This window comes from Propioniciclava soli, assembly GCF_038502305.1.
Taxonomy (GTDB): Bacteria; Actinomycetota; Actinomycetes; order Propionibacteriales; family Propionibacteriaceae; genus Propioniciclava; species Propioniciclava soli.
The window spans coordinates 2,151,406-2,174,803 of record NZ_CP115965.1 but is presented as its reverse complement, the minus strand read 5'-3'; the positions used below and the strand labels follow the sequence as shown (position 1 = coordinate 2,174,803).

At 73.2% G+C, this 23,398-nt stretch carries 19 protein-coding genes and 1 tRNA gene; 12 read left to right on the top strand and 8 right to left on the bottom strand.

Annotation, left to right across the window (positions count from 1 at the left end; genetic code table 11):
• Window positions 1-40: 40 nt before the first annotated feature.
• Complete coding sequence (locus PCC79_RS09800) at window positions 41-2,089, top strand: ATP-dependent DNA helicase UvrD2 (protein ID WP_342371708.1); 2,049 nt, start codon at window positions 41-43, stop codon at window positions 2,087-2,089.
• On the opposite strand, the gene PCC79_RS09795 is transcribed toward PCC79_RS09800, so the two are convergent.
• Together PCC79_RS09795 and PCC79_RS09790 are read right to left on the bottom strand one after the other, a co-directional pair.
• Entirely contained in the window at window positions 2,047-2,889 is an 843-nt protein-coding gene (locus PCC79_RS09795) for a hypothetical protein (protein ID WP_342371707.1), read from the bottom strand. The two genes, PCC79_RS09800 and PCC79_RS09795, sit on opposite strands and share 43 nt — an antisense overlap.
• Window positions 2,890-3,099: 210 nt before the next feature.
• Window positions 3,100-3,261, bottom strand: coding sequence for a DUF5679 domain-containing protein (locus PCC79_RS09790; RefSeq protein WP_232547702.1), 162 nt, complete (start codon window positions 3,259-3,261; stop codon window positions 3,100-3,102).
• A gap of 250 nt (window positions 3,262-3,511) precedes the next feature.
• Here PCC79_RS09790 and PCC79_RS09785 point away from each other — a divergent pair, with 250 nt between their 5' ends.
• The gene (locus tag PCC79_RS09785) at window positions 3,512-4,039 is read left to right on the top strand and encodes a M48 family metallopeptidase (protein ID WP_342371706.1); all 528 of its coding nucleotides are present in this window, start codon (window positions 3,512-3,514) and stop codon (window positions 4,037-4,039) included.
• A 168-nt stretch (window positions 4,040-4,207) separates the two neighbouring features.
• On the opposite strand, the gene PCC79_RS09780 is transcribed toward PCC79_RS09785, so the two are convergent.
• The gene (locus tag PCC79_RS09780; RefSeq protein WP_342371705.1) at window positions 4,208-5,566 is read right to left on the bottom strand and encodes a zinc-dependent metalloprotease; all 1,359 of its coding nucleotides are present in this window, start codon (window positions 5,564-5,566) and stop codon (window positions 4,208-4,210) included.
• Window positions 5,567-5,668: 102 nt separating this feature from the next.
• On the opposite strand from PCC79_RS09780, the gene PCC79_RS09775 reads away from it, so the two are divergent.
• From PCC79_RS09775 to PCC79_RS09765, 3 genes are all read left to right on the top strand, one after another.
• The gene (locus tag PCC79_RS09775; RefSeq protein WP_342371703.1) at window positions 5,669-6,718 is read left to right on the top strand and encodes a PDZ domain-containing protein; all 1,050 of its coding nucleotides are present in this window, start codon (window positions 5,669-5,671) and stop codon (window positions 6,716-6,718) included.
• The gene (locus tag PCC79_RS09770; RefSeq protein WP_425325630.1) at window positions 6,715-7,227 is read left to right on the top strand and encodes a PPA1309 family protein; all 513 of its coding nucleotides are present in this window, start codon (window positions 6,715-6,717) and stop codon (window positions 7,225-7,227) included. Before PCC79_RS09775 ends, PCC79_RS09770 begins: the two co-directional genes overlap by 4 nt.
• A gap of 74 nt (window positions 7,228-7,301) precedes the next feature.
• Window positions 7,302-10,169, top strand: coding sequence for a UPF0182 family protein (locus PCC79_RS09765; RefSeq protein WP_342371702.1), 2,868 nt, complete (start codon window positions 7,302-7,304; stop codon window positions 10,167-10,169).
• A gap of 19 nt (window positions 10,170-10,188) precedes the next feature.
• Here the strand turns inward: PCC79_RS09765 and PCC79_RS09760 are convergent, their stop codons facing one another.
• On the bottom strand, window positions 10,189-11,862 hold the full coding sequence (locus PCC79_RS09760; protein ID WP_342371701.1) for an MFS transporter: 1,674 nt from the start codon (window positions 11,860-11,862) through the stop codon (window positions 10,189-10,191).
• Window positions 11,863-11,989: 127 nt separating this feature from the next.
• Here PCC79_RS09760 and PCC79_RS09755 point away from each other — a divergent pair, with 127 nt between their 5' ends.
• The gene (locus tag PCC79_RS09755; protein WP_342371700.1) at window positions 11,990-12,574 is read left to right on the top strand and encodes a hypothetical protein; all 585 of its coding nucleotides are present in this window, start codon (window positions 11,990-11,992) and stop codon (window positions 12,572-12,574) included.
• A gap of 61 nt (window positions 12,575-12,635) precedes the next feature.
• Here PCC79_RS09755 and PCC79_RS09750 read toward each other — a convergent pair whose 3' ends face one another.
• The 4 genes from PCC79_RS09750 to PCC79_RS09735 form a co-directional block, all read right to left on the bottom strand.
• Window positions 12,636-13,976: a pitrilysin family protein gene (locus tag PCC79_RS09750; protein ID WP_342371699.1), complete on the bottom strand. Its 1,341-nt coding sequence runs from the start codon at window positions 13,974-13,976 to the stop codon at window positions 12,636-12,638.
• On the bottom strand, window positions 13,976-15,271 hold the full coding sequence (locus tag PCC79_RS09745; RefSeq protein WP_342371698.1) for a pitrilysin family protein: 1,296 nt from the start codon (window positions 15,269-15,271) through the stop codon (window positions 13,976-13,978). The genes PCC79_RS09750 and PCC79_RS09745 overlap by 1 nt, the downstream gene beginning before the upstream one ends.
• A gap of 3 nt (window positions 15,272-15,274) precedes the next feature.
• Complete coding sequence (locus PCC79_RS09740) at window positions 15,275-16,147, bottom strand: hypothetical protein (RefSeq protein WP_342371697.1); 873 nt, start codon at window positions 16,145-16,147, stop codon at window positions 15,275-15,277.
• A gap of 688 nt (window positions 16,148-16,835) precedes the next feature.
• Window positions 16,836-16,909, bottom strand: a tRNA-Met gene (locus PCC79_RS09735).
• A 299-nt stretch (window positions 16,910-17,208) separates the two neighbouring features.
• Between PCC79_RS09735 and PCC79_RS09730 the strand changes: the two genes are divergently transcribed.
• From PCC79_RS09730 to serA, 6 genes are read left to right on the top strand one after another with little or no spacing between them, the layout of a single operon-like run.
• Window positions 17,209-18,768, top strand: coding sequence for an ABC transporter substrate-binding protein (locus PCC79_RS09730; protein ID WP_342371696.1), 1,560 nt, complete (start codon window positions 17,209-17,211; stop codon window positions 18,766-18,768).
• An 11-nt stretch (window positions 18,769-18,779) separates the two neighbouring features.
• A complete protein-coding gene (locus tag PCC79_RS09725; protein ID WP_232547712.1) occupies window positions 18,780-19,733 on the top strand; it encodes an ABC transporter permease in 954 nt (317 codons plus the stop codon).
• Complete coding sequence (locus PCC79_RS09720) at window positions 19,730-20,542, top strand: ABC transporter permease (protein WP_232547713.1); 813 nt, start codon at window positions 19,730-19,732, stop codon at window positions 20,540-20,542. The genes PCC79_RS09725 and PCC79_RS09720 overlap by 4 nt, the downstream gene beginning before the upstream one ends.
• Window positions 20,539-21,384 (top strand): ABC transporter ATP-binding protein, encoded by an 846-nt coding sequence (locus PCC79_RS09715; RefSeq protein WP_342371695.1) that lies wholly within the window; start codon window positions 20,539-20,541, stop codon window positions 21,382-21,384. The genes PCC79_RS09720 and PCC79_RS09715 overlap by 4 nt, the downstream gene beginning before the upstream one ends.
• Window positions 21,381-22,199 carry an ATP-binding cassette domain-containing protein gene (locus PCC79_RS09710; protein WP_342371694.1) on the top strand — a complete coding sequence of 273 codons (819 nt, stop codon included), beginning with the start codon at window positions 21,381-21,383 and terminating at the stop codon, window positions 22,197-22,199. Before PCC79_RS09715 ends, PCC79_RS09710 begins: the two co-directional genes overlap by 4 nt.
• A complete protein-coding gene (serA, locus tag PCC79_RS09705; protein WP_342371693.1) occupies window positions 22,196-23,386 on the top strand; it encodes a phosphoglycerate dehydrogenase in 1,191 nt (396 codons plus the stop codon). The genes PCC79_RS09710 and serA overlap by 4 nt, the downstream gene beginning before the upstream one ends.
• Window positions 23,387-23,398 lie beyond the last annotated feature (12 nt).

Here is a 23,398-nt window from a genome sequence, read left to right as displayed (position 1 = left end):
GCGACCGGGTTGTCGGAGGGCGCCACTAGGCTGTGCTCCCGTGACGGCGGACCCCGCGGAGATCCTCGACGGACTCGACCCCGAGCAGCGCCTGGTGGCAAGCGCGCTCGAGGGCCCGGTGGTGGTGCTCGCGGGTGCCGGCACCGGCAAGACGCGCGCGATGACGCACCGGATCGCCTACGGCGTGGCCAGTGGTGCGTTCGCGTCCAACAGCGTGCTGGCGCTGACGTTCACCACGCGCGCGGCGGGCGCGCTCCGGGGGCGACTCCGCCGCCTGGGCGTCCCGTCGGTCCAGGCGCGGACGTTCCACTCGGCCGCGCTGCGCCAGGCCCAGTACTTCTGGCCGCGCGCCTACGGTTCGGACCTGCCGCCCGTCGAGTCCAACAAGGCCGGCATGGTGGCCGCAGCGCTGCGCCGGCAGCGGCTGAGCCCCGACACGGCGTTGCTGCGCGACGTGGCCGGTGAGATCAGCTGGGCCAAGGTCAGCAACGTGACACCGACCGACTATGCCGCGCTCGCGGCGAATCGGGGCCGCAGCGTCGCGAGCCTCGCCCCCGACGAGGTGGGCCGGGTCTTCGCCCACTACGAGGCGGTGAAGGCTGCCCGCGGCGTCATCGACTTCGACGACATCCTGCTGTGCACTGCCGGCCTGCTCGCCGAACATGCCGACGTGGCGGGGGAGGTGCGACGCACCTATCGCCACTTCGTGGTCGACGAGTACCAGGACGTCAGCCCGTTGCAGCAGGCGTTGCTCGACCTGTGGCGGGGCGACTCGGAGGAGATCTGCGTGGTCGGCGACCCGGCCCAGACCATCCACTCGTTCGCCGGCGCGCAGGCGTCCTTCCTCACCGGGTTCCACCGGCGTCATCCGGACGCCACCCGCATCGAGCTGGTCCGCGACTACCGGTCGACCCCCCAGGTGGTCGGGCTGGCGAACCGCGTGATGGCGGGTCACGGGCCGCGCGTCGACCTGCGCGCCCAGCGTCCCCCCGGCCCCGAACCGATCCTCACGATGGCTGCCAGCGAGGCCGACGAGGCCGCCGATGTCGCCGCCTGGCTCGCTGGTCTGCACGCCGCCGGCACCCCCTACCCCGAGATGGCCGTCCTCTACCGCATCCACGCCCAGAGCCCGCCGCTGGAGGCCGCCCTGGCGGACGCGGGCATCCCGTTCGTCACCCGCGGCAGCGAGGGGTTCTTCGAGCGCGCGGAGGTGCGTGCTGCCCTGCGCGGCCTCGCCGCCGCGGCGCGGACGACCGACGACCCGCCGGCGGACGCCCTGCGCACCGTGCTCGCCGGCTTGGGCTGGACGCCGGACCCGCCCTCGGGCCAGGGTGCCGTCCGCGAGCGCTGGGAGAGCTGGGACGCCCTCGCCGGGCTGGGGGCGGCGTTCGCCGAGGAGCACCCGGACGCCACCAGCGACGACCTGCTCGCCGAGTTGGACGCCCGCGCCGTGGCCCAGCACTCCCCGGACGGCCAGGGCGTCACGCTGAGCAGCCTTCACGCCGCCAAGGGCCTCGAGTGGGACGCCGTCGCCATCGTCGGCGCCCACGAGGGCAGCCTGCCGTTCGTGCTCGCCACCAGCCCCGACGACATCGCCGAGGAGCGCCGGCTGTTCTACGTCGGGGTCACCCGCGCCCGGGAGCACCTGCGCGTGTCGGGCTCGACGACGCGCCGCGGCACCGGGCAACGCCGGTCGCCGACGCGCTTCCTGGACGGCCTGGTGGCGGCGCCGGCGGCGTCCGATCGGCCCACCGGTCGGCGACGGGGCAAGGGATCGGCGCAGGCGCGCACGTGCCGCGTCTGCGGGCGGAGCCTGGCCACCGGGGCCGAGCGGAAGCTGGGGCGCCACACCACGTGCGAGTCCGACCTCGACGAGGCGCTGTGGGAGGCGCTGCGGGGCTGGCGGAAGGCGGAGGCGGACGGCGCCGGCGTCCCCGCCTTCGTCGTGTTCACCGATGCCACGCTGCTCGCCGTCGCCGAACAGAAACCCAGCGGCCGGGACGCCCTGGGCGGCATCGCGGGGATCGGAGCGACCAAGCTGGCCCGCTACGGCGACGCCGTGCTGGCCGTGGTGGACGCCCACCGCTGAGCCTCCGCGTCCCGACCGCACCCGCAGCGGGGGTGCCGGGGCCAGCGGCGGGCACCGAGGGTCCACGACTGGTGGTCCAGTTCCAGGGTGGTGCCGAGCGTGTCGGGCGCACCGGACGCGAACCAGGCGCGGAGCTGGGCCGCTGCGGTGGCGCCCGCCCAGGCCGCGGCGCCGGCGTCCGGCACCACCCGGAGGCGGCACAGCTGCGTGAGCAGGTAGGGCCACCGACGGTCGTGGTCGCGGCGCACGAGGTCGACGCAGCGCTGACACGCCGACCGCCCGGGGTCGACGAACGGCCCGACCACGGTGCGCTCCGGCTCGCACCGTACGACCAGATGGGGCAGCCGGGCCTCGACGAGCCCACGCAGCAGGGTGCGGTCAGGTTCGATGGTCTCCCCCAGGACCACCACCGGCCGGCCCGGCGCGCAGGCGTCGGGGTGGGCGTCGGCCGGCGTGACCACCGTCATGCCCGATGCCGCCAGCATCTCGGCGCATGCGGGGCCGAGCGGGCCCGAGCCCACGAGGGTGACGGCGGCGGTGGGGGCGGGGGAGGCGACGAGCAGCCCGGCCGCCTCGAGGGCGTCCACGGCCTGGTCGATCCACCCCGGATCCACCGCCGGCGCCGCCGCGGCCGCCCCGCCGGGGGTGCACCACGTGCTGAACGCGCGCACCGCGCGGTCGGCGTCCGCCGGGGCGTCGGGCAGGATGAGGGACACGGCGGCGTCGAGGCCGACCTGCACGTCGGTCGGGCTGCGCATCGCGACCGTCACGGGTGAGGCGAACCGCAGGAGCGTACTCATGGACGCCAGCGTGGCCGGTCGCGGCGCTGGGGACCAGGGGTTTGATCACACTGCCAACACCGGGGCCCGGACGGCCAACACCTGGTCGGGCGTCGCGGCACGCGGGGGCCATCCCGATTCGTCGATCCGGGCGGTGGGGGCTGCCGAAGCCGGACGCGAAACGGCGCGGGCGCCGGGGAGATCCCCGACGCCCGCGCCGTGCGCGCTGTCTCAGGCCGACTTCGGCAGGAAGCGCGTGAGATTGGTGCCGCACTCGGGGCACTTGGCCTTCGCGATGCGGGTGCCCTTCTCATTCACCGACACGGCGCCCTCGGCCTCGCGGTGGTCCTTGCACTTCACGCAGTAGAACTTTCCGCTGTAGGTGTCCGACACGTGGTCCTCCTGATGCTTCGTGGTTCCGCCCGGCGAGCCGGCCGGCTTGTCGCTGCCAGCATAGGGCACCCACGGGTGCCCGACCGGCAAAGGATGGGCCAAGACCCCCGGAGTGTCGAGCGGCGCGCCTTCCCCTGCGCGCTGCCCGGTGCCCCGGGGGTCCTGTTGGCGCCCAACCTACCCGCCGGTTGCGCAGCGGGTCAAACATGCGTCGCAGAAAACGTCGGAGGCCGCTCCTAGAGTGAGCGGCGTGACCAGTGAGGGCTACGAGATCAGGACCAGCGCGCGCCGCACGCGCACCATGAGCGCCTTCCGGGAGGGTGGGCGCCTCGTCGTCGTGGTCCCCGCGCGGCTCAGCCCCCGCCAGCGCGACGAGGCGGTGCCGGCGCTGGTCGAACGCTTCCTCGCCAAGGAGCTGGGAGGCCGCGCGCCGCGGGCGGACGACGACCTCACCGAGCGGGCCCGAGCCCTGTATGCCCGCCACATCGCCCCCATGGCCCGCGGACCCCAGCCGGTGTTCGGGGCGCGATTCGTGTCCAACATGCACCAACGCTGGGGTTCCTGCACCGCGGGCACGGGGGAGATCCGGGTGAGCGATCGCCTCGCCGTCATGCCGGCCTGGGTCGTCGACTATGTCCTCGTCCACGAACTCGCCCACCTCGAGGAGCCCAACCACAGCGCCCGTTTCCGCCGCCTCGAGCGGTCCTACCCCGAGGTCGACCGGGCGCGGGGCTTCCTGGAGGGATGGGAGGTGGCCCACCAGCACCTGGCACCCTGAGACCTGCCCGTGGCTCTCGCAGCGAGAGAATCGTCCGCGCCCCAGATCGCCCAAGCCCGGTCGCCCAAGTCCGGTCGTCTAAGCGCGGTTGCCCAAGCGCGGTTGCCCAAGCGCGGTCGCCCGAGCCCGGGTGGCCGAGCCCGGAGTCCGAGCCCGGCCGTCCGGGTCTTAGTGGTCGGAGTCGGGCCCGGAGTCCGAGCCGGGGGTGCCCTCCTGCTCCAACAACGCAGCCAGTGCGGCGTCGAGGTCGTCTCCCGCCGGGGCCGGCTTGCTGCCGCGCTCGGCGAAGCCCAGCGGGTCGTCGAGGTCGGCGGCGGTGGGCATGAGGTCGGGGTGCGCCCACACGGCGTCGCGTTCCTCGACCCCGCGCGCGGAGCGCAGGGCGGCCCAGGCATTCGCCGCGTCCCGCACCCGGCGGGGCGTCAGCTCCAGGTTGAGCAGGGTCTTCAGGGCCGCGTCGGCCGCGCCGGCGGACGCCCGACGCCGGCGCACGACCTCGAGCAGCGCCTCGGCGCGGGGGAGGAGACCGGCGGTCGTCTGCGCGACCACGTCGTCAACCCATCCCTCGACCACGGCGACCAGCGTCTCCAGCCTCGCGAGGGTCTCCACCTGGTCGGGGGTGAGGGAAGGCTGGAACAGCCGCCCGGCGACCGTCGAGCCGAACTCCTGCAGTGCCTCGGGCGTCATCCCGCCCGACAGCTGGGACTCGATGGCCTCCTCGAACGCGGCGGCGTCGATCGTGATGTCGCGGGCGTACTTGCCGATCAGGGCGAGCATCTGCGGCCCGAGCCAGCCGACGTTGGCGAACAACCGTTGGCGGGCCGTCTCCCGCAGCGCCAGGTACAGCCGCACGTCCTCCAGCGGCTGGTCCAGACCGTCGGCGAAGGCCGCGACGTTGGCCGGCAGCAGCGCGACCACGGGGCGCTCGGTGAGGGGGAAGCCCAGGTCGGAGACGCTCACCACGTCCGTGGCGAGCTGCCCGATGCCCTGCCCGACCTGCGCGGCGAGCATGCCCGCCGCCGCCTGCCGCATGAGGGGCTCCATGAAGCCCGCCATGCCGGCGAACTCGGGCTCGGGGCGCTGCACCACCCCCGAGATGGCCTCGGCCAGCGATGCCGAGACGCCCCCGGCCAGCTCCTGCCACGTGACCATGGTCGCCTCCACCCACTCGGCGCGGCTCCACGCGGCCGCCGTGGCGGCGCTGCGGCCGAACGCGGTGTGCTGGTCGAGCCACAGCTCGGCGAGACCGACCGCGTCGCGCACGGCCGAGGCGTCCCCGGGCGTGGGCGAGGGATCGGGGCCGGACGCGGCCGTCACCTTGCGCGCGATGTCGCGCACGAACGTCCAGTTCAGCCCGTGGCTGCCGTCGCCGGAGCCCATCGCATCCATCTGCCGGCTGAACTGCTGCATGGCCTGCTGGAGCGGGCCCATGAGCTGGTTCAGGTCGTAGTTGCCGTCTGGACCGGGTTGCAGGCCGAACTGCTTGAAGAACTCCTCCATCGGGTTCGGCTCGTCGCGGTCGGGCATGACTCTCCTTCGCTTCGGTTCCGGAACTCGGTTCCAGCCCCATTCTCGCGCACCGCGCAAGGCGCCCGGAGGGCCCGTGGCGCGCACGGTAGGATCGCGCCCATGACCCAGCAGACGTGGACGGCCGCCGTGTCCGCAGTCTGGTTCCTGGTTCTCGCGATCGCCATCGCCCTCAGCCCGACGCCCTTCGTGACCTACGCTCCGGGGACCAGCCACGACCTGCTGGGCACCGCGGAGGGGGCGCCGATCGTCGAAGTGGATGGCGTGCCCACCTACCCGGCGACCGGCAAGATCATGGCCGCCACCGTCAGCGTCACCCCCCTCGACGGCACGGTGACCCTGCCCGAGGTGCTCTACGCCCACTGGGCGCGCGACCGGGACGCCGTGCTCCGCGAATGGCACTACCCGACCCGCACCACCATCGCCGAGCTGCGCGAGCGCGACGTCCAGCGCCTCGCCGCCGCCCAGACGAACGCCGCGGCTTCCGCGCTCCGCGCCGCTGGCGTCGAGGTCCGACAGATCCCGATGGTGCAAACGGTCGCCCAGGCCGGCCCGGCCGTCAATCTGTTGGTTCCGGGCGACTTCGTCCTGGCGGTGGACAACGTGCCGCGCGCCACGGACGCCGAGGTGCGTGCCGCCATCGAGAACCGGCCTGTCGGTGCGCCCGTCACGCTCACGGTGCTGCGGGGGCAGGAGAACCTGTCGGTCACGATCGACACCACCTCGTCCAACACGTCTCCCACCGTGCCGGTGTGGGGCGGCACGCTCACCATGGGGTTCAGCTACACCCCCGAGGTCATCTTCCACCTCGACCCGACGATCGGCGGTGGCAGCGGCGGCCTCATGCTGGCGCTCGCGACGTTCGACCGCGTCACCGACGGGGGTCTCGTCGGCGATCTCAGCGTTTCGGGCACGGGGGTGCTCGACGGGGCGGGCAACGTGAGTCGCAGCAGCGGTGTCGTGGAGAAGCTGGCCGTGGCCGAGCGCGACGGTGCCAGCGTGTTCGTCCTGCCCGCCGCCAACTGCGCCGACATCGCGGACACGCCGACCCCCCTGCGCCTCGTCAGCGTCGCGAACCTCGACGACGCGATCGCCGCGCTGGACGCCCTCGCCGCCGGCGACGACACCGGAGCCGTGGAGGGCTGCGCATGACCGACACCCTGATCGCGGCGCTGCTGGAGATCGAGCGGCACGTCGCCCATGGCGGGTGGGACGCCCCGGCGCGCCTGTTCGCCCTGGTGCCCACCGCCGAGCTGCTGGCGGCCGAACCGTCCCTGGCCGGCCAGCTGCCCCGCTCCGACGACCTCCCCGAGGGAGCACTCAGCTCCGTCGAGCAGGACGGCTTCCACGCCGGGGACGACGTGGTGGACGCCCTGGCGCACATCACGTGGCCCCCCACGGTGGCCGGCGTCGCGCTGAGCCTGGAGCGCACGTTCCTGCCCGCCTCCCTCGAGGGGGAGTTGCCCGACGACCCGGACGCCGCCGCGACGTTCGTCGCCGCTCACCCCGCCCGCCAGGACATCCGCGTCGTCGTCGGGGTCACCCGCGACGGGGCCCGCCACGGCCTGGCCCGCCTGCGCAGCAATCCCGAGGAGCTCCTCGGAGGAGCCGAACTCGTCCCCGGCCTGGTCGAACCCCTGGCCGCCACCCTGCAGGCCTGACCGGCCGCCCCACCGACCCGCCACCCAGGCCCACCCCTCCTGACCGCGCACGACTGACCCGAGGAGCCCGACCCGTGCCAGCGAACAACACCACCCGCCGCAGCCCCCTGCTGCCCACCGTCGTCGCGGTGGCGCTCCTCGTGGCGGCCTTCATCGCCTATGCCAGCATCTGGAGCGAGAAGCTGTGGTTCGACTCGACCGGCTTCACGGGTGTGTTCACCACGCAACTCCTCACGCAGGTGGCCCTATTCGCGGTCGCGACGCTGCTCATGGGCGGCGCCTTGTTCGGCAACATGTATCTCGCCCACCGCCTGCGGCCCACGGATCGTCGGAGTGGGGCGTCCGCGGTGCTCGACCGCTACCGCGAACTCCTGGAACAGAACATCACCATGACCATGGTGGTCCCGGCCCTCCTGTTCGGCGGCATGGCGGGGTTGTCCGCGGCCACCCAGGTGTTGCCGGTGTTGGCGTGGCTGAACCGCCAGCCCGCCGGGGTGACGGATCCGGTCTTCGGCCTCGACGCGTCGTTCTACATGCTGGAGTATCCGATCTGGCGCCTCGGCGCCTCGCTGTTGATGAGCGCGCTGCTCTTCGGTCTCGTGGCCGCTGCGGCCGTCCATTTCGCGATGGGCAACCTCACGCCCAACCGCAACACCATCGAACAGCAGGGTGGGGCGGCGTCGACGCACCTGTCGCTGTTGGCGGCCGCCATCCTCGTGGTCTACGGCCTGCAGAACCTCCTCGACCGTTACGGGCTGCTCCTCGACTCCGGCACCCTGTTCACCGGCCTGCACTACACCGACGCCCACGCCCGCCTCACCGCCAAGCTGGTCGTCGCCGTGATCTCGTTCCTCGTGGCGACGCTGTTCTTCGTCAACGCATTCGCGCACCGGTCGATCCTGCCGCTGGCGGGGGTCGTCCTCATGCTCGTGTCCGGGTTGATCCTGTCGCTCATCTACCCGATGGTCGTCCAGGGTCTCCAGGTGCGTCCGAACGAACCCGACCTGGAACGCCCCTACATCGCCGACCACATGGCCGCCACGAAGGCGGCCTACGGCGTGGCGGACGCCGAGATCACCGAGTACGAGGCCGTCACCCAGGTGCAGCCCGGCCAGCTCGCTGCGGACGCGGCCGCCCTGCCCGGCATCCGCCTGATGGATCCGAACGTCGTGGCGCCCACCTTCGAGCAGCTCCAGCAGGTGCGCGGCTACTACACGTTCCCGAGCATGCTCGACATCGACCGCTACACCATCGACGACCAGGCGACCGACGTGGTCATCGCCGCCCGGGAGATCAACCCGCAGGCGATTCCCGACCCCAACTGGAACAACATCCACACCGTGTTCACCCACGGCCACGGCTTCGTCTCGGCGTACGGCAACCGCCGTCAGAGCAACGGCGAGCCGGTCTGGATCACCCGGGACATCCCGCCGGCCGGTGCCATCGAGGAGACGCAGTCGCGCGTCTACTTCGGTGAGCAGTCGAGCAACTTCGCCATCGTGGGGCGCCTGCCCGAGCAGGACCCCATCGAGCTCGACACCCCGGGCGGTGCGCAGGGCGGCGGGGAGCAGTACAACCAGTATGAGGGACTGGGCGGCGTCCCGATGGGCGACTACTGGCGCCGGCTGGTCTTCGCCACCCGCATGACCGACCTCAACATCCTCCTGAGCGATCGGGTGAACGCCAACTCGCGCATCCTGTTCGACCGGACGCCGCGCGAGCGCGTCCAGAAGGTGGCGCCCTGGTTGACGATCGACAGCAATCTCTACCCGGCGATCGTCGGGGGCCGGCTGGTGTGGATCGTCGACGGCTACACGACGTCGTCGACCTACCCCAACAGCCAGCGGGTGTCGCTGCAGCGCGCCACGACCGACACGCAGACGACCTCGCTCGTCGCCCAGCTCGACGCCCCGATCAACTACATGCGCAATTCGGTCAAGGCCGTCGTGGACGCCTACGACGGCACGGTCGACCTCTACGCCTGGGACGAGGAGGATCCGCTGCTGCGGACCTACCAGCAGGTGTTCCCCGGCACGGTGCGCCCGCGCGCGGACATTTCGGACGACCTCCTGGCGCACCTGCGCTACCCCGAGGACCAGTTCAAGGTGCAGCGCGAGATCCTCAGCCGCTACCACGTCACGGATCCGCGGGTCTGGTACGACTCGACCGACGTCTGGGAGATCCCCGTCGACCCGGTGCAGACCTCCGACCAGGAGCGCGAGCCGAGCTACTACCTGTCGATCCGCTGGCCGGGGGACGCGGAGCCGATCTTCAGCCAGACGGCGGTGTTCGTGCCCCGGAACCGCCAGAACCTGGCGTCCTACCTGTCGGTCAACGCCGACGCCTCCCACGAGAACTACGGCCAACTGCGCATCCTGCGCATGTCGGACACCCAGCAGATCGACGGGCCGGGGCAGACGCAGAACGCGATCACCCAGAACCCTGCCGTCGCGGAGCGTCTGCTGCCCTACCAGCAGACGCGGGGCTCGGCGGCCGTCCGCTTCGGCAACCTGCTGACGCTGCCGATGGGCAACGGACTGCTGTACGTGGAGCCCATCTACACCGAGCGGAGCGGCTCGGCTGGCGCCTACCCGGCCCTGACGTTCGTGGTGGTGCGCTTCGGCGAGTACGTGGGCATCGGCAGCACGCTGCAGGAGGCCCTGGACGCCGTGTTCGGCGGGGACGCGGGCGCCGACACCGGCGAGCTGCCCGTCGACGGCAGCGAGGGTGGCGTGGCGGCAGGCGACGGCACCGATACCGCGGAGGAGGCACCGACCGGTCCGGTGGACGAGGCGGCGGCCGTGGCTGCGCTGCGCCGCGCCGAGGACGCGTTCGCGGCGGCGGACGCCGCACTCCGCGACGGTGACCTGGCCGAGTACCAGGCCCGGACCGACGAGGCCAAGGCCGCGCTCGCGGAGGCGTTGCGCTCGATGGGCCGCTGACCGCCCGGACGGCCGCCCCCTACGGGGCGGTCGTCACCCGCGTCTCCTCGGGTCGGGGTGCGGCGCGGTCGACACGCCGGGCGACCAAGAGGGCGCCGGCGAGTCCGAGGACGAGGAACCCGGCGGCGACCCCGATCGAGGTGCTGGCGGCGTCGGCGAAGCCGGCCGACAGGGCGTCGACGACCTGCGGCCCGAGCGCCCCGAGGGTACCGTCGGTCCCGGACGCCCGCATCGCGGCGATGGCGCCACCGGCCGAGTGCGTGGTCGCGTCCGCGAGTTGCTGGGCGACCGGCCCCGGCACCCCGGGCACCGCGGTCACGTGGGCCAGCAGGACGCTCGAGAGCCGCGCGGCGAGGACGGTTCCAGCGACCGCGCTGCCGAGCGCGCTGCCCACCTGCCGCACGGTGCTCTGCGTGGCGGAGCCCGTGCCAGAGCGCGCCGTCGGCACGTCGGCCAGGATCAGTGAGGTGAGCTGCGCGGCGGCGAGCCCCAGGCCGACGCCGTACACCCCCAGACAGGTGGCAACCAGCCACGGCGGCGTCGTGGCGTTGATGAGGAGGGCCAACGCCCCGACTCCGACGACCTCCAGGCCCAGGCCGAGCACGACGACGCCTTGTGGACTCATCGCCGCGGCGAGGTGACGGGCGGAGGCACCTGCCACGAAGGCGCCGGCGGCCATGACGGCGAGCACGACGCCGGCCCCGAGAATCGACAACCCGAGCACGTTGACGAGGTACAGGGGCAGGACGAACACGAGGGCGAACTCGCCGACGGCGACGGTGAGGGCCGTCACGTTGCCCCAGGAGAACGTCGAGATGCCGAAGAGGCGTAGGTCGAGGATCGCCGACAGGGTGCGCCGTGCGCGGTGGTGCTCGTTGAGGAGGAACGCCACGATGAACACCGCTCCCAGCGCCAGCGCGACGGGAGAAGCCGAGATCGGTGCGGTCGTGGGCCACGTCACCGGCCCCAGCTCCAGCGGCGCGGTGGGGCGCCACCAACCCAGGTCGCTGCCCTCGATGAGCCCGAAGACGAGCAGACCGAAGCCGAGCGCGGAGGTGAGCAACCCCACCACGTCGGAGCCGGGCGGGTGGGGGCCGTCGGCCCGCGTCTCGTCGACGACGAGCAGGGCCGCGACCACCACGATGAGGGCGAGCGGCACGTTGACGAAGAAGATCCACCGCCAGTCGAGCGCGGTGGTCAGCCAGCCACCGAGCAGCGGGCCGACCGCGGCCATGCCGGCCATCACCGCGCCCCACACGCCGAAGGCGGCTGCCCGGTCCTTGCCGCGGAAGGTGGCGTTGACGCTCGACAGGCTGGCGGGCAACACCATCGCGCCCCCGATTCCCTGCACGGCCCGCGAGGCGATGAGGCCGCCCACGTCGGTCGCGAGCGCGGCGGTGACGCTGGCCGCGGCGAAGAGGGCGACGCCGAGGACGAAGACGCGGCGGCGACCCGTCCGGTCCCCGAGCCGGCCGAACGACAGCAGGAGGGCGGCGAAGACGATGGCGTAGACACTGTTGACCCACTCCGCGTCCACGAGGTCGAGCCCGAGGTCGGCGATGATCGCCGGAAGTGCGACACCGACGATCGTTCCGTCGAGCACGATGAGCGACAGGCCGGCGGCGAGGGCTGCCAGGCCGTACCACTTCCGGCGGCCGGAGACGTGACCGGCGGGGACAGAGAGTTTGGGCACGAAGGACTCCTGGGAGGTGTCAGACCTCCGCTTTTTTGGGGACACCCTGTCCCCAAGACGGTCACAGCCTACACTCGCGGGGACGGGTTGCAACGGGTTGCCCGCACGACCGGATGAGGGGGCGGGCATGCCGAGCATCACGGGCCCCACGGTGCGCGAGCACCGCGCCAGCATGGAGAGTGCGCTCATCGATGCGTCCGAGGAGCTGCTCCTCGAGTCGGGGCGGCTGACGGTGGCCCTCGTCGCGCAGCGCGTCGGCCTCTCCCGCAACGGGATGTACAAGTACGTCAACGGCCCGGACGATCTCATCGAGGCGGTCGCGACCAGGCACCTGCCCGAGTGGGTCGGGGCCGTCTCGAGCGCGGTCGCCGAGGCCGGGGAGGACGCCCGCGCCCGGATCCGCGCCTACGTGCGAGTCAACCTCGAGCAGGCGGTCGGCGGCCGCCACGCCTGGCGGGCCGCCCTGGCCAGCGCCTCCCTCTCACCGCAGGCGAGGGCCCGCATCGCCGCCCGCCACGCCGAGGTGGAGAGCCTCGTGCGCGCCGCCCTCGATGACCTGCGGGTGGGCGATGCCGACCTTGTGCGCAGCGCGATCGGCGCGCTGCTCAGCGCCGGCGTGAGCGCCCTCGACCGGGGCGAGGCGCCCGAACGAATCATCGCGTTCACGATCGATGCCGTCGAGTCCGTACTGGCTTGCCGGGGCGGCGCGTGACCGCCCGCCCAGCGCCGGGCAGCGACCTCGGGGATCGACCGACGTGGGGCGGTGGGCCCGATCAGGCGGCGTCGGGGCCCAGGACGACGGGGTTCCAGCCGGCCGCACGGATCGGCGCGGCGAGCGCCGCGGCGTCCCCGACGACGACGAGCGTGCCGCCGTCCGGGCGCACCAGCTCGTGGGCGGCGCGGGTGGCATCCTCCGGGGTGACGCTGCGCCACCGGTCCAACTGGAGGTCGATGAAGTTCGGCCCGAGGCCGGCGCCCAGCAGGGTGACGACCGCGTCGGTGAGGCCACCGGCGGTCGCGTAGCGCAGGGGGGTGACGCCGACCAGGTAGTCGCGCGCCCGGGCCACCTCGGCCGCCGTGATCGGAGCCGCGCCCACGTCCAGGAGGGGCCCGAGGAGCTCCAGCGTCGGCCCGACGACCTCGTTGCGGAAGGAACCGTGGGTGGTCGTGAACCCGCCCCCGCGCTGCGGCGAGCTCATCAGCCCCGCCCCATAGGTGAACCCGCGTTCCTCGCGCAGCACCTTGTTCAACCGGCTGAGGTAGGCCCCACCCAGGGCGTGGGAGGCGATCTGCAGGGCGAACCAGCGCGGATCGAGCCGATCCACGGTGAACCAGCCCCACCGGATGTCCGCCTGCACCGACCCGGGCCGGTCGAGCAGGAACGCGCCGGGTTGACCGGGGCGCAGCGTCTCGTGCAGCGGGGCCGGCTGCCCGGGGTTCTGCCAAGGCGCGAACGCCGCCAGGAGGGCGTCGAGGCCCGCTGCGGGAAAGTCGCCGGCCACCACCAGCGTCGCCCCCCTCGGGCCGTACCAGCGGGCATGGTGGGCGCGGGCGTCCGCCCCGGTGACGGCCGTGACCGTGCCGCGCTCGCCCGCGGCCAGCCGCTGGGCGCGGTTGGACGGGTCCAGCACCGCGTGGCGCAGCCCCAGGCTGGCCCGGTCGGAGGACGAGGCCAGCAGCTGGTCGAGGTGGGCGAGCCGCAGGCGGGCGTGCCGGGCGATGTCATCGTCGCCGAGCTGCGGTGCCATCACGGCTTCGGCGAACAGGGGGGCGGCGTCCGCCAACCGAGCCCCAGGCACGTCGAGGTGGACGACGGTGTGGGTGTGGGCGGCGGTGGCGCCGATCAGGGCCCCACAGGCCTCCACCGCGTCGGCGAAGGTGGTGCCGGGGTGGAGCGCGGTGCCCTGGTCGAGGGTTGCGGCCACGAGCGCGGCGACGCCCTCCCGGTCGGCGGGCTCGCTGGTCAGCGGGGCGTCGAGCACGAGCGCTGCGGAGACGACGTACTGGCCCGGACGGTCGTACACCAGCACCTGCAGGCCGTTGTCGAGGCGCAGGGCGCGGCCGGGCGGCAGCGACCAGCGGCGCGGCGCGCGGATGCGGGGGCGTCCGACCATCAGGACCCCCCTCCCAGGGCGCCCCGGTGGTACTCCAGCACGGCGCGCTGGCTGCTGGCGAGGTGGGCGCGGGCGGCATCGCGCACCTCGTCGGGCCCGAGTGAGGCGATGTCGGCGAGGCGACGGTTGATCCGATCCGGGTCATCGAACTGGAGCATGCTCGCGCTGATGAGGTCGGCGCGCGCCTCCACGCGGCAGCACTCGGCCAGCCAGGCTCGCTCGTATTGGACGCGCACGCGCGCGAGTTCGGCCTCGCTGGGCCCCTCGTCGCACAGCCGGTCGACCTCGTCGCAGAAGGACGCCTCGATGGTTGCGAGGTCCGCGCCCTCGAGCGCGCGGGCCAGCGCGAACCCCAGGGAGTTGCCCCGGGCGAGGCCGATGACGCCCGAGCCGGCGGCCGAGCAGGTGGCATCGGTCCGGACGAGCCGGCGGTGCAGGCGTGAGGTGTCCGACCCGCCCAGCACCTCCAGCGCGAGCTCGACCGCGTCGCTGGTCCGCGAGCCGAGCGCCGGCGTCCGCCAGGCGACATAGAGCGTGGAGGCCGGGACCGGCGCGACCGTGGTGGCCCGCGGCACCCCGCTGTGCGGCGGCAGCGGCTCGGCGCGGCGCCGCGGGGGCAGCGGCCGCGCCGGCACGTCACCGAAGCAGGCGCGGGCCCGTGCGATGCCGTCGGCGGGCTTGATGTCGCCCACCAGCGTCAGCACGGCGTTGCCCGGGGCGTACCATCGCGTGAAGAACGCGTGCGCGTCCTCGAGTGAGGCCGCATCCAGATCGTCCATCGACCCGATGACCGGGTGCGCGTACGGGTGGTCGGGGGGGAACGACAGGGCCAGGAGGCGCTCAATGAGATCGCCGTACGGGGCGTTGTCGTAGCGCTGCCGCTTCTCCTCCTTCACCACGTCGCGCTGGTTGTCGAGATTCTCCTGGGTGAGGGCCGGCAGGAGGCGACCCATCCGGTCGGCCTCGAGCCAGAGGGCCAGGTCGAGGACGCCCGTGGGGACGGTCTCGAAGTAGTTGGTGCGGTCGAACCAGGTCGTCGCATTGCAGGTGGCCCCCGCCGTCTGCAGCAGGTTGAGGTGCTCGCCGCTGGCGACGCGCTCCGAGCCCTGGAACATGACGTGCTCGAACAGGTGGGCCAGGCCCGTGCTCCCGGCCTCCTCGTCGCGCGATCCGACGTCGTACCACAGGTTCACCGCGACGACCGGGGTGGCATGGTCGGGGCTCACCACCACCCGCAGGCCGTTGGGGAGGGTTGCGGTGTGGATGGGGTAGCCGAGGCGCGCGGGAACCGTCATGCCTCAGGGGGTCGGCCGTCGCAGGGGTGGGGCGAGCGCGAGCAGGAGGCCGGCGATGACGATGCCGCCGCTCAGCACGGGCATGAGGGGTGAGTTCGCGAACTGGTCCGGGAGGGAGCCGGGGGCGGCCGGGCCCCCCGGCGGCAGGCTGGGGGTCGGGGCCACGGGGGTGGGCGCCGGGGAGTCGGTGGGGGCAGGAGCGGGGGAAGCCGGGGTGGCCGGTGCGGGAGCGGTCCCCTCGTCGACGGGGGCCGGGGCGGGCGCCGGGGTCGGCTCCTGGGCGTCCGGCTCGGGGGAGGTGGGCAGAGCCGGATCGGGCGTGCGGGGATCCTGCGGCACGGATGTGGTCGGGGCCGGTGCGGGCCCGACGCCCTGGGTGGTGACCGGGGGTGGCGCCGCGGTGGTCGGCGCCGGGTCCGGGGGCCGGGGGGTCACCGTCGGGGTGGGCTGCGGGGGCTCGGGCTCGGGATCGATCACGGACGGTGACGGGCAGTCGCTGACCAGGGTCAGGAGGCCGTCGCGGGGAGTGGAATCGTTGTCACTCCAGCCCTCACCGGCGATCCAGTGCGCCTGGACCTTCAGGTGGGTGGGGGGGGGGGGGCCGCACTGCACCCCGGCCCAGACGCGCAACCCCGTTGCCGCGCCGGCGATGCGGACGGTGCGTCCGATCAGGTCGCTGTGGCCGGTGATCGTGCGGACGTCGCTGCTGAGCGCGCCGGAGGCGCGCGCGCACAGCTCCTGGGCGTCCAGGGCGGCGCACACCCGGAAATCGACCACGGCCCGCGCGAGCTCGTCGCCGTCGCGGTCGATGACCGTGACCTGCGGCCACTCCTGGGCGGGGTCGAGACCCGCCGGCGGGCCGATCGCGATCGCCACCCCGGTTCGAGGATCCTCCACCGGGATGGCCAGCTGGGCCGACGGACGCGCGACGAAGTCCCCGCCCAGCTCAGCCCCAGCGTCGGGCTCGGGGGTCTGCGTGGGCTCGGCCTCCGGCTCCGGCTCACCGTCCCCGGGCGACGCAGGGCGCCCCGGGTCGGGCTGCGCCGACGTCGTGGGGCTGGCGGGTGTGGGGGTGGGTGCAGGCGTCGGTGGGGAGGTCGTGCTGGCGGGCGGGGGGACGTGCTTGGGGGAGGGCGCACGCGCGGGGTCGACCGTGGGCGTCGGCTCGGGCGTGGGGGAGGGTGAGGGCGTGGGTGAGGAAGCCGACTCGTCCGTGGTGGGGCTGGTGGGGGCGGCAGCGGTGAGGGGGGGCGTCGGCTCGGTGCCGGCCGCCAGAACGGGCGCGGCAACACAGAACGCGCCGCACGCGGCAAGCGTCGACGAAGCCAGCAGAACCCGCGTGCGGGTACGTGCCTTTGCCCCAGTCACCGGCGCCTCGACCCCCGAGTCTCTCGTCCACCCCAGACGTACACATGTGCCCGCCCAGCCTAAGTCCCCGCGATGTTGGTGTCGTTCACCCCCACGGGGGACACCGACATTGCACCATGGGCACGCGGGGGAGCGGAAATTCCCTGCTCACACCGAAACGGCCCGCCCTGGTGGGGGCGGGCCGTTCCGATCTTCGTAGCGGGGACAGGATTTGAACCTGTGACCTCTAGGTTATGAGCCTAGCGAGCTACCGAGCTGCTCCACCCCGCGGTGCTGGAGCAACGTTACTCCCCATCCCCGCCCACACCAAATCGGCGCGTTGATGCATGCTGGAAGTGACCCCCGCGGGCCAGCCGGCCCGGCGGGGCGACAGGAGCGGGGCAAGAGCCGGGGGCCAGGAGCAGGAGGCCGGCAGCAGGGGTCCGGCAGCAGGGGGCCAGAGCAGCCGGACAGCCGGGTGGCCGGGAGCCGGCGCCACGTCCTGCAAGCCCCTCTCGCCGGTGCGTCGGCCGGGTCGCGCTGCACGGTAGGCTGACCGCGCTCGCCACGCTCTCGTCCAAGGAGATCACATGGCCCCGTCAGCGCCCCAGGATCCGGTGCGGTTCTCCCGCCGGTCGCTGCCCCTGGTCGCCGGCATCATCGCCGCGGCCACGGCGTCAGCGTGCTCCGCCCGCCCGTCGGAGTCACCGGCCCCGGGCCAGACGTCCGCGCCCGGAGCCGGCGGTCGCACCTTGGTCATCGGCGCGACCGCCGAGCCGCCGACGCTCGACCCCACCGCCAGCCCCGCCGCGGCGATCCCGCAGGCGCTGCTGTACAACGTGTACGAGACGCTGCTGCGGGTGGACGCCGAGGGCGCGCTCCGGCCGCTGCTCGCTCAACGGTGGGACCTGACGCCGGACCGGCTCACCTACACCTTCACCCTCAACCCGGCCGCGCACTTCTCCGACGGCAGCCCCGTCACCGCGGAGGCGGTGGCGCAGAACATCGACCGGATTCGCACCGATCCCGGCATCGCGTCCCGGCTCAAGGGCGTCATGGCCGTGGTGGAGGAGGTGACCGCGGTCGACGCCGGGACGCTCCAGGTGCGGCTCGCGCGGCCGTCCAACCTGTGGCTGTACGAGATGTCCTCCACGCCGGGGGTCGTGATCAATCCCGCCGGCTTCGGTGGCGCCGCGAGCGCCACCGCCGGCTCGGGGCCCTTCACGGTCACGCGCTGGACGCCGGGGGACGCCATCGTCATGGCCCGCAACGAGAACTACTGGGGCACCCCGGCCAACTTCGACGAGGTGACGATTCGCTACATCCTCGACGCCAACGCACTCAACGCCGCGATGCTGTCGGGGCAGATCGACGTCATCGCCAACCTGCAGGCGCCCGACGCGCTGCCCCAGTTCGCCGACCCGGCGCGCTTCACCGTGGTGGAAGGGACGACCAACGGCGAGGTGGTGCTGGGCGTCAACAACGCCAACCCCGTGCTCGCCGACCCCCGCGTGCGCAAGGCGCTCACGATGGCGATCGAAAAGCGGGCGTTGGTGGACACGGTGTGGGCCGGCAAGGGCACGGTCATTGGCACCATGTCGGTGCCGACCGACCCCTACTACGAGGACCTCTCCGGCCTCCACGCCTATGATCCCGACGCGGCCCGGGCGCTGCTCGCCGAGGCGGGCCACCCCGCCCTGACCCTGCGGCTGCGCCCCGCCGCGCTGCCGTACGCCACCCGCGCCGCCCAGTTCGTGGCGAGCCAGCTGGCCGCGGTCGGCGTCACTGCCCAGGTCGAGGAGGTGCAGTTCCCCGCCCGCTGGATCGAGACGGTGTACGGCAACGCCGACTACGACCTCACCATCGTCTCCCACGTGGAGGCCCGCGACCTCATCACGTTCGCCAACCCCGACTACTACTGGCGTTACGCCAACCCCGAGTTCGACGCGCTCGTCAGGGCCGCCGACGAGGCCGACCCGGCGGACTACGTCGACGGCATGCGCGCCGCGGCCCGCTTCCTGGGCGAGGACGCCGCCGCGATCTGGCTGTTCGTCCTGCCGAACCTCGTCATCACCCGAGCCGGGATCACCGGCGTGCCGCCCAATGCCACGACCCTGTCGTTCGACGTCACCACCATGGCGAGCGCCTGAGGTCGGCCGGAGTGCTGCGGACCATCGGCGTCCGGCTGGGCGTCTTCGCGCTCGGCCTGGTCGTGGCGTCCGTCGTGATCTTCGCCATCACCCAGGCCCTACCCGGTGACATCGCGCGCGTGCTGTTGGGCGACGGTGCCTCGGCCGACCAGGTCGCTGCGCGGCGGGCCCAGCTGGGGCTCGACCGTCCGCTGCCCGAGCAGTACCTCGCCTGGGTGGGGGGCATGGTGCGGGGCGACTTCGGCCAGTCGTGGCTCTCGGGGCTGCCGGTGCGCGACCTCATCGGCCCGCGGGTCGGCGTGACCGCCTGGCTGGCCGGCCTCGGCCTGCTGCTGGCGGCGGCGATCGCCCTGCCGCTGGGCGCCCTCGCGGCGCTGAAGCGGCGGCGCTGGCCCGGCTTCCTCACCTCGGCCCTCGCGCAGGTGGGCATGGCGGTGCCGGCCTTCTGGGCGGGCATCCTGCTGGTCGTCGTCTTCGCCATCGGGCTGCGTTGGTTGCCGGCCAACGGCTACGTGCCGCTGCGCTCGGACCCGCTGGAGTGGGCGTCCCACCTCGTGCTGCCGGTCGTCTCGCTCGGCCTCGTGCAGGCCGCCGTGTTGATCCGCTACGTGCGTTCGGCCTTCCTGGAGGTGCTGGGGGAGGACCACTTCCGCACCGCCCGCTCCATCGGCTGGACGCCGTGGCGCGCGCTTGCCCGGCACGGCCTGCGGAACGCCGCGGTGTCGCTGGTCACGGTCATCGGGTTGCAGCTCGCGTCGGTGCTGGTGGGGGCGATCGTCATCGAGCGGGTGTTCGTGCTGCCCGGCCTGGGGTCGCTGCTGCTGACCTCGGTCATCTCCAACGACCTGGTCGTCGTGCGCGGCATCGTGATGCTGCTGGTGCTGGCGGTGTTGCTCATCAACGCGCTGGTCGACATCAGCTACGTGTTCATCGACCCGCGGCTGCGGACGGGGGCCGACCGGTGAAACGCCTCGAGCTCATGATCGGCGGTGCGCTGGTGGGCCTCGTCGTGGCCATGGCCCTGGTCTCGTTCGTCTGGACGCCGTTCGACCCCACCGCCGTGCTGTCGGCCCCGCCGCTGCAGCGTCCCGGCTGGCCGCACGTGCTCGGTACGGACGGGATGGGCATCGACATCGCCAGCCGGCTGCTCGTCGGCGCCCGCTCCGCGCTGTACGTCGGCGTCATCGCCGTGGGGGTCGCCGCGCTGGTGGGGGTGCCCCTTGGCCTGCTGACGGCCCAGCTCCCGCGCGCCGCGGCCGAGGTGGTGCTGCGGGCCACCGACATCATGTACGCGTTCCCCGCGCTGCTGCTGGCCATCCTGTTCGCCAGCGCCCTCGGCGGCTCCACCGAGACGGCGATGGCCGCGATCGGCATCGCGTCCGTGCCCGCCTTCCTGCGGGTGACGCGCGCCGGTGCGGTGACGGTGCTGGCGTCCGACTTCGTGCTGGCGGCGCGCTCCTGCGGCACGTCGCGCCCGGCCATCACCGTGCGCCACGTGCTGCCCAACGTGGCCCCGCTGATCGGGGTGCAGGCATCGGTGTCGTTCGCGCTCGCGATTCTCGCCGAGGCGGCCCTGAGCTACCTGGGGTTGGGCACCCCGCCCACCACCCCGTCGTGGGGGCGGATGCTGCTGGACGCCCAGACCTTCCTCTTCAGCGACCCCCTGCAGGCGTGGTGGCCGGGCGTGGCGATCGCGGTGGCGGTGCTGGGGTTCAACCTGGTGGGCGACGGGCTGCGCGACTTTCTCGATCCGCGGCTGGCGGAGGTGGCATGAGCGCCCTGCTGGAGATCACCGACCTGACCGTGGCGTTCGGACGCCGCCCACCGGCCCTGCGTGGGGTCGACCTCGTGGTCGAGGACGGTCAGCGGCTCGGCCTGATCGGGGAGTCCGGCTCGGGCAAGACGGTGACGGCGCTGGCCGTCATGGGGCTGCTGCCGGACACGGCACGCGTCCGCGGATCGATCCGGTTGGGTGGCCGGGAGCTGGTGGGGTTGCGCGACAAGGAGATGGCCCGCCTGCGCGGCGATCTGGTGAGCATGATCTTCCAGGAGCCCATGACGGCGCTCGACCCGACGATGCGTACCGGCCGCCAGGTGGCGGAGGCGTTCCGGCTGCACCGCGGCGCGGACGCCGGCCGCGCGCGCGAGGCGGTGCTCGCCATGCTCACCGCCGTCGGCTTCACCGATGCGGCGCGGATCGCCGACTCCTACCCTTACCAGCTCTCCGGGGGCCAGCGCCAGCGGGTGATGACGGCGATGGCCCTGATCAACTCGCCACGGCTGGTGCTCTGCGACGAGCCGACGACGGCGCTCGACGTCACCGTGCAGGCCACGGTGTTGCGCGTGCTCGATGAGGTCTTGGACGCCGAGGGTGCGGCCTGCCTGTTCATCAGTCACGACCTGGCGGTGGTGTCCCAACTCTGCTCCGACGTGGCGGTGATGCTGGACGGGACGGTCGTGGAGCGGGGGAGCGCCCAGCAGGTGTTCGACGCCCCCGCCCACGCCTACACCGCCGGGTTGGTCGCCACCTCCCGGCTCGACCTGGTGGTACCCGGCTCGCGGTTGCCGACGGTGGCCGACCACGTCGGACGCGCCCGGAGCCGAGGGCCGCGATGAGCGGGGCGGAGGCGTCCGACGCGCTGTTCGACGTGCGCGGGCTGCGTCGCGTGTACGGCCGGGGAGTGCGCCGGGTGGTCGCGTTGGACGAGGTGAGCCTGCAGGTCGGGCGCGGGCAGCGGCTGGGGATCGTGGGGGAGTCGGGCTCGGGCAAGTCGACGCTCATCCGGCTGATGGCAGGGCTGGACACGCCGACGGCGGGCGAGGTCCGTTTCGATGGCCGCGTCGTCACGGGCGTGCCGGAGCGGGAGCTGGGGTTCCTGCGCTCGCGGGTCCAGATCGTGTTCCAGGATCCGCGGGCGTCCCTGAACCCCCGCATGAACGTGGGCGACATCATCGCCGAGCCGCTGCGGGCCCGGTCGGTCCGCCGCGAGCTGGGGGGTGTGGACGCCCGCGCCCGCGTCGCGGAGCTGCTGGACGCCGTCGGGCTGCCCGCGGACGCGCCGGCCCGCTACCCGCACGAGTTCTCCGGGGGGCAGCGGCAGCGCATCGCGATCGCCCGGGCGCTGGCACCGGGGCCGGACGTGCTCATCGCCGACGAGGCCGTGAGCGCGCTGGACGTGTCCGTCCGGGCGCAGGTGCTCAACCTGTTGATGGACCTGGTGGCCGAGCTCGACCTGACCCTGGTGTTCGTCAGCCACGACCTCGCCGTGGTGCGGCATGTGTGCACCGACGCGGTGGTGCTGCAGGCCGGGCGGCTTGTGGAGGCCGGGCCGGCGGCGTCCGTGTTCGCCGCGCCGCAGCACCCCTACACCCGGGCGCTCGTGGGCGCGATTCCCCGGTTCGGCGGGCGGGCCCTAGAATCAGGGCAGTGAAAGCCCTGTTGCTGGAGAACATCCACCCGTCCGGCGTCGATCTGCTGACCGAGCGCGGCTTCGAGGTGGAGACCGTCGGATCCGCCCTGGCGGAGGACGACCTGATCGCGGCCCTGGACGGGGTGTCGCTGCTGGGGATCCGGTCCAACACCCACGTGACGCCGCGCGTGCTGGAGAACGCCCCCGACCTGCGTGCCATCGGTGCCTTCTGCATCGGCACGAACCAGATCGCGCTGGACGCCGCGACCGCGGCCGGCGTGGCCGTCTTCAATGCGCCCTACTCGAACACGCGCAGCGTGGTGGAGCTGGCCATCGCCGAGATCATCGGCATGGCGCGGCACTTGACCGACCACAACGCGCGGATGCACGCGGGGGAGTGGGTGAAGTCGGCGATCGGCAGCCACGAGGTGCGGGGGCGGACGCTGGGCATCGTCGGCTACGGCAACATCGGCTCGCAGCTCTCCGTCGTCGCGGAGTCGCTCGGCATGCGCGTGCTGTTCCACGACGTGGTCGACAGGCTCGCCCTGGGCAACGCGGTGCGGTGCGGCTCCCTGGCTGAGCTGTTGGCCGAGGCCGAGACGATCAGCCTCCACGTGGACGGCCGGCCCACGAACCGCGGCTTCTTCGGCGAGCGCGAGTTCGCGATGATGCGCCCGCGGTCGTTGTTCCTGAACCTGTCGCGCGGGTTCGTGGTGGACACCGCGGCGCTCAAGCGGCACCTCGACTCGGGCCATCTCGCGGGGGCGGCGGTGGACGTCTTCGAGACCGAGCCGCGGCGCAACGGCCACACCTTCGAGCACGTGCTGCGAGGAACCCCCAACGTCATCCTCACCCCCCACGTGGCCGGGTCGACCCAGGAGGCACAGGAGAACATCGGCTCCTTCGTGGCCGGCAAGCTCTCCGACTTCGCCGAGAACGGCTCGACGGTGCTGAGCGTGAACCTGCCCGGGGTCCCCGCTCCGCGCGCGGGGGCGCACCGCATCCGGCACCTGCACCGCAACGTGCCGGGCGTGCTGGCGACGATCAACACGATTCTCGCCGAGCACGGCACGAACATCGAGCACCAGACGCTCGCGACGCGGGGGGACGTGGGTTACGTCGTCCTGGACATCGCCGACACCCCGTCGGACGCCGTCCTCGCGGCCCTCCGGGCGATGCCCGCGACGGTGCGCGTCGACGTCTCCTGAGGCCTCCCGCGT

Excerpts from the sequence above, each read along its gene's own strand:
- PCC79_RS09795 (WP_342371707.1), bottom strand. The coding sequence starts at position 2,889 with ATGAGTACGCTCCTGCGGTTCGCCTCACCCGTGACGGTCGCGATGCGC.
- PCC79_RS09780 (WP_342371705.1), bottom strand. The coding sequence starts at position 5,566 with ATGCCCGACCGCGACGAGCCGAACCCGATGGAGGAGTTCTTCAAGCAG.
- PCC79_RS09775 (WP_342371703.1), top strand. The coding sequence starts at position 5,669 with ATGACCCAGCAGACGTGGACGGCCGCCGTGTCCGCAGTCTGGTTCCTG.
- PCC79_RS09770 (WP_425325630.1), top strand. The coding sequence starts at position 6,715 with ATGACCGACACCCTGATCGCGGCGCTGCTGGAGATCGAGCGGCACGTC.
- PCC79_RS09755 (WP_342371700.1), top strand. The coding sequence starts at position 11,990 with ATGCCGAGCATCACGGGCCCCACGGTGCGCGAGCACCGCGCCAGCATG.
- PCC79_RS09750 (WP_342371699.1), bottom strand. The coding sequence starts at position 13,976 with ATGGTCGGACGCCCCCGCATCCGCGCGCCGCGCCGCTGGTCGCTGCCG.
- PCC79_RS09745 (WP_342371698.1), bottom strand. The coding sequence starts at position 15,271 with ATGACGGTTCCCGCGCGCCTCGGCTACCCCATCCACACCGCAACCCTC.
- PCC79_RS09730 (WP_342371696.1), top strand. The coding sequence starts at position 17,209 with ATGGCCCCGTCAGCGCCCCAGGATCCGGTGCGGTTCTCCCGCCGGTCG.
- PCC79_RS09715 (WP_342371695.1), top strand. The coding sequence starts at position 20,539 with ATGAGCGCCCTGCTGGAGATCACCGACCTGACCGTGGCGTTCGGACGC.
- PCC79_RS09710 (WP_342371694.1), top strand. The coding sequence starts at position 21,381 with ATGAGCGGGGCGGAGGCGTCCGACGCGCTGTTCGACGTGCGCGGGCTG.